The organism is Streptomyces sp. NPDC058469, from assembly GCF_042721125.1.
Taxonomy (GTDB): Bacteria; Actinomycetota; Actinomycetes; order Streptomycetales; family Streptomycetaceae; genus Streptomyces.
This window is the reverse complement of the sequence record NZ_JBHXME010000310.1, coordinates 1-4,776: the sequence shown is the minus strand read 5'-3', so window position 1 is coordinate 4,776 and position 4,776 is coordinate 1. Positions and strand designations below refer to the sequence as shown.

Genomic DNA, 4,776 nt, shown 5'->3' with positions numbered 1-4,776 from the left:
GGCCCGGAGACCGATGTCTCCGGGCCCCTTCCGCGTGCTCGTCGGCCGGTGCGGACTCCGCGGCGGCCGCGGTGACGGTGGCGGTCGTGTCTCTGGCTGGGTTCATGCGGTGCCCTGTCGGATCGATCGCGGCGGCACAGGCCGTTGACGATCACGACTCGTGTGGAAAGGAGTTGGTTGTGCTGATCTTTGCCTTCTCATGAACTCCCGTTGAGTGGAGGGTCCGTAAAGAGCGTTTGGATGGGGTTTTGCAGTGTCTCCACATACCAAACGGAACGTGGCGTTGCCATCTCGTTAAGTAGTTCCGCTTGACGCCGGTGGTCGCGGACGCGTTGGCTTTTCAGTCACCTGGGTTGCAATGCTGCACCCTCGTCCGCACGGCACCAGAAGTGAGCTCCCAATGCGTCGTATCGCCATATCCGTGGCCGCGTCCTCGCTGGCCCTCCCCCTGGCCGCCTGTGGCGTGCTCAGCTCGTCGGGGAGCAGTGCGGGCGCGACTCCGGCGAAGGGCAACGACATCACGGTGGGCGTCCTCATGCCCGAGAAGACGAACACGCGGTACGCGGAGTTCGACTTCCCGATCATGAAGGCGAAGATCCAGGAACTCACCGCGAACAAGGGCAAGGCCGAGTACGAGAACGCCAGTGGCGTCGCGGCCACGCAGGACAAGCAGATGCAGAAGATGATCGACGACAAGGTCGACATCATCGTGCTCGACGCCGTCGACTCGCACCTCATCCGGACCATGGTGAAGAAGGCCAAGACCGCCGGCATTCCGGTCATCGCCTACGACCGGCTGGCCGAGGGGCCGATCGACGCGTACGTCTCCTTCGACGGCGAACTGGTCGGCGAGGTGCAGGGCCGCTCCCTGGTCGAGGCGCTGGGCAGCAACGTGGACACCTCCGACAAGATCGTCATGATCAACGGTTCGCCGACCGACCCCAACGCCGCGGTGTTCAAGGGCGGGGCGCTGTCCGAGCTGCAGGGCAAGGTGACGATCGCCGAGAGCTACAACACCAAGGCCTGGGACCCCGACATCGCGAAGTCGGAGATGACCGAGGCGATCAACAAGCTCGGCAAGAACAACATCGCAGCGGTGTACTCCGCCAACGACGCCATGGCCGGCGGCATCATCAAGGCCCTGAAGGCGGCGGGCCTGACGAAGATCCCGCCCGTCACCGGCCAGGACGCCGAACTCACCGCCGTGCAGCGGATCGTCACCGGCGAGCAGTACATGAGCGTCTACAAGCCGTACCCCGACCTCGCCGAGGCCGCCGCGAAGATCGCGGTCGCCAAGGTCCAGGGCAGCGACATCGAGTTCGACGCCCTGACCCGTGACACGGTCGACAGCCCCACGAACAAGAAGATCCCCTCGCAGCTGGTGTCCGTGGTCGCGCTGACCCAGGACAACATCAAGTCGACGGTGGTCGCGGACGGGATCTACAAGATCTCCGACATCTGCACGGCCGACTACAAGTCCGCGTGCTCGTCCATCGGACTGAAGTAGGCCGGCTTCGGCCGGACGCTTCGACGGCCTGCGGGGCGCCGTCGTCGCTGCCCGCGTACGCGACTCCGGTCGCGGGTACCAAGCCGGACCAAGCCGGATGTCAGCCGCGGGACTTGAGGTGCCGCAGCAGGGCGGCGAGGCCCTCGGGGGCGGTGGCCAGAATGACGTCCGGGGTGTCGCTCTCGCGGAGGCGGATCGTTCTGGCGGGGGCGGGGGCGGGGGCGGGGGCGGGGGCGACGTAGACGCAGTTCGCCTGATCTTCGCTGAACGTCGACTTCTGCCATTGCAGTTCGGACATCGTCAGTGCTCCTGGAGGCTGTAGAGCAGGTGCTGGACCAGACCCAGGGAGTCGCGTGACTCGCGGGTGGCTGCCGGTACGCCCGGGTCGACCGGCGGCAGGGACGCGGCGGCGAGACGGCCGAATCGGGTGCCGTACTTGTCCACCGCGTCGTTCTCGTGCACGTACTGGGAGGAGCCGGGGGTCTCCACGAGGACGGTCTCCAGCGCCGATCCGTGGGACTCGACCAACAGGAACGGTGTGCTGAACGCGGAGAGGCCCTCTGCGGTGAACGGCAGGACCTGGATCGTGACATGGGGCAGCTCCGCCATGCGGATGAGATGCAACAGCTGCCGACGCATGACGGGCGCACCGCCGAATCGAACGTGCAGCGCGGCCTCATGGATCACCGCGTGCAGGGCAGGGGGCTGTTCCCGGGTGAGGATCCGCTGACGTTCGGCGCGGAACTGCACCGCCTGTTCCAGGGCGCTTGATGGCTGTTCGGCCTGGGTGGAGCGGAAGATCGAGCGGGTGTACTCGGTGGTCTGAAGGATGCCCGGGATGAACAGTGACTCGTACGAGAAGAGGGCATCGGCGGCTGCTTCGAGTTCCGCGAGGTCCAGCACGGCTTGACCGAGTTCGCGGCGGTATGCCGTCCACCACCCTTTGCCGTTGTCGTCGCCCATGGTGATCAGGGCCTCGATGAGAGGTTCCCGTGCGCTCCCATATGAGTGGCATAGTGCGCGCACCTTGTCGGCCGGAATAGCGGTGCGCCCGGCCTCGACGTGTCCGAGGTGGGCGCGCCCCATGTTGATGAACTCGCCGCCCTCCGTAACGGAATAGCCGGCCTGCTCGCGCAGTTTGCGCAATTCCGCGCCAAGACGGCGCTGTCGTTCGGTGGTGCTGGTGCGGAGTGCCAACGTGCGTCCTCTTCCGGCTGGTTGGCGTCAGTGTGCCCTGCATGAGCTGCGAGGTCCACCGAATCTGACGAATGGGTTGCACGCGGTATCCCTCACTCCCTACTGTAAGTGCGTGGTCGGTAACACACCGAAACCGCTCAACTCCCCCTGCCTATAAGCCGACAGTGCACCCGCCCCTCCCTCCAGGCGTGCGCGGGCATCGCCATCGCCGGACACGGGCCCCCTCGTACGCAGGAGACGACAGCCATGGACCCAGCCCGCCGTGCCGCCCACCGCCCGACCCAACTCACCCACGACTACAGCCTCTTCGCCCCCGCCGACGCCACCGCACCCCGCGTCTGCCGGGACTTCGTACGCGCCGTCCTCTTCACCCACGACCGCGAACCCCTCGTCATGCCGGCGGCCCTGTGCACCTCGGAACTCGTCACCAACGTCCACCTGCACACGAAGGGTTCCGCGATGATCCGCCTCCGGCTCGGCCCGGCCCGCCTCCGTGTCAGCGTCTTCGACGAGAGTCCGGACCCGCCCCTCGTCGCGCACGCCGCCGCCGGGGCGATCGCCTGCTGGGGACGGGGACTGGCCCTCGTCGAGGAGATGGCGGACGCGTGGGGCGTCGCGGGCGACAGGGCGGGGCGGTTCGCGAAGGGGGTGTGGTTCGAGCTGGGTGGGGACGATGGATCGTTCCGTCTTCACTCGAACGGGTGAAGTGGGTTTATTACCCCTGGTCAGCCCCACTGCCGTACCTACCGTGATCGCGTCGCTTGTGCCCCAGGGGACGCCAAGCCCACACTTGAGGAGGTGATGCCGCCATGACCGCTCTTGCGCACGAGAGGCCCGAGACCATGACTGAGACCAGGACCGAGTCCGTGTCCCTGTCGGAGAACGGACCCGAGCTGGACGAGGTCCTGTGGCAGGCATGGAAAGCCATGGAACTCCCCGAGGGCTACCGCGCTGAGATCATCGAGGGAGCCATCGAGGTGTCGCCCACCGGCCGCTACTCGCACAGCCAGATCGTCTTCCTGCTGAAGGAGGCGCTGGGAGAGTTCCTCAGGGGCGGGGATTTCGCCGCCCGGAACGACACGAACGTCATCCACGGAGCCTCGGCATGGGTGCCGGACATGTTGGTCGTCGCCAGAGATCCAGAGCGCTACGTGACAGACGACGGACTCGGCCTGACGGCTGCGGGCGTGCGGGCCGTCTTCGAAGTCGTCTCGCCCGGCAAGCGCAGTCAGGACCGCGACCGTGTCAAGAAGCGCCGTGAATACGCGCGAGCCGGCATCCCGGTCTACGTCGTCATCGACGACTACGACGACCACGGCACCGTCACTGTCCTGACCGACCCCGAACCCGACAAGGCCGACTGGCTCGATGCCCACCGCGTCCCCTACGGCACCGAGGTCACCATCCCCTCAGGCCCCGCCAAGGGCTTCCTGATCGGCGAGGCGATCACCGGCCCGAAGCGGGGCTGAGACAGGACACGGCCCGGGGTCACGCCACCCGCGTGAACTCCACCGTCACCTCCGGCGGCCCTCCCGCCACCCCCCGGTAGATCCCCTTGTGCGGGGTCACGTCGTCGTAGTCGCGCCCCCTCCCGACCACCACATGGGACTCGTCGGGCCGGGTCCGGTTCGTGGGGTCGTAGCCGCACCAGTCGCCCGCCCAGTACTCGACCCAGGCGTGGCTCTGGCCGGCCACCGGGCGGTGCAGTTCCGCCTCGCGCTCGGGGTGGAGGTAGCCGGAGACGTAGCGCGTGGGCAGGCCCAGGCCGCGCAGCAGGGCGATGGTCACATGGGCGATGTCCTGGCAGACGCCGGCGCCCTGTTCCCAGGCCTCGGCGGCGGAGGTGTTCACGCCGGTGACGCCGGGGAGGTAGGCGACCCGGTCGGCGACCAGCGCGGAGACCGCCACCGCCGTCTCGTGCGGGTCGAGCCCTACGGCCGCCTTGCGCGCCTTCTTCAGCAGCTTGGGCGGGACCGTCGTACGGACCGTGGGGCCGGCGAACTCCAACAGGCGGGAGTTCGTGGTCCGTTCGGTCACCTCCCGCCAGGTGGGGGAGAGGTGGGGTTCGAGGT

6 protein-coding genes are annotated in these 4,776 nt (G+C 67.6%); 3 read left to right on the top strand and 3 right to left on the bottom strand.

Annotated features, from left to right (window positions below; translation table 11 throughout):
• The first annotated feature begins 400 nt into the window (after positions 1-400).
• Positions 401-1,507: a sugar ABC transporter substrate-binding protein gene (locus ACFWP5_RS51800; RefSeq protein WP_384174244.1), complete on the top strand. Its 1,107-nt coding sequence runs from the start codon at positions 401-403 to the stop codon at positions 1,505-1,507.
• Between the two features lie 100 nt (positions 1,508-1,607).
• Here ACFWP5_RS51800 and ACFWP5_RS51795 read toward each other — a convergent pair whose 3' ends face one another.
• Complete coding sequence (locus ACFWP5_RS51795; protein ID WP_384174241.1) at positions 1,608-1,805, bottom strand: DUF397 domain-containing protein; 198 nt, start codon at positions 1,803-1,805, stop codon at positions 1,608-1,610.
• Between the two features lie 2 nt (positions 1,806-1,807).
• The gene (locus ACFWP5_RS51790; protein ID WP_384174238.1) at positions 1,808-2,704 is read right to left on the bottom strand and encodes a helix-turn-helix domain-containing protein; all 897 of its coding nucleotides are present in this window, start codon (positions 2,702-2,704) and stop codon (positions 1,808-1,810) included.
• A gap of 246 nt (positions 2,705-2,950) precedes the next feature.
• Here ACFWP5_RS51790 and ACFWP5_RS51785 point away from each other — a divergent pair, with 246 nt between their 5' ends.
• A complete protein-coding gene (locus ACFWP5_RS51785; protein ID WP_384174235.1) occupies positions 2,951-3,409 on the top strand; it encodes an ATP-binding protein in 459 nt (152 codons plus the stop codon).
• Positions 3,410-3,513: 104 nt separating this feature from the next.
• The gene (locus tag ACFWP5_RS51780; protein ID WP_384174232.1) at positions 3,514-4,173 is read left to right on the top strand and encodes a Uma2 family endonuclease; all 660 of its coding nucleotides are present in this window, start codon (positions 3,514-3,516) and stop codon (positions 4,171-4,173) included.
• Positions 4,174-4,192: 19 nt separating this feature from the next.
• Here the strand turns inward: ACFWP5_RS51780 and ACFWP5_RS51775 are convergent.
• A partial coding sequence (locus ACFWP5_RS51775) for a transglutaminase family protein (RefSeq protein ID WP_384174229.1) occupies positions 4,193-4,776 on the bottom strand: 584 nt, incomplete at its 5' end.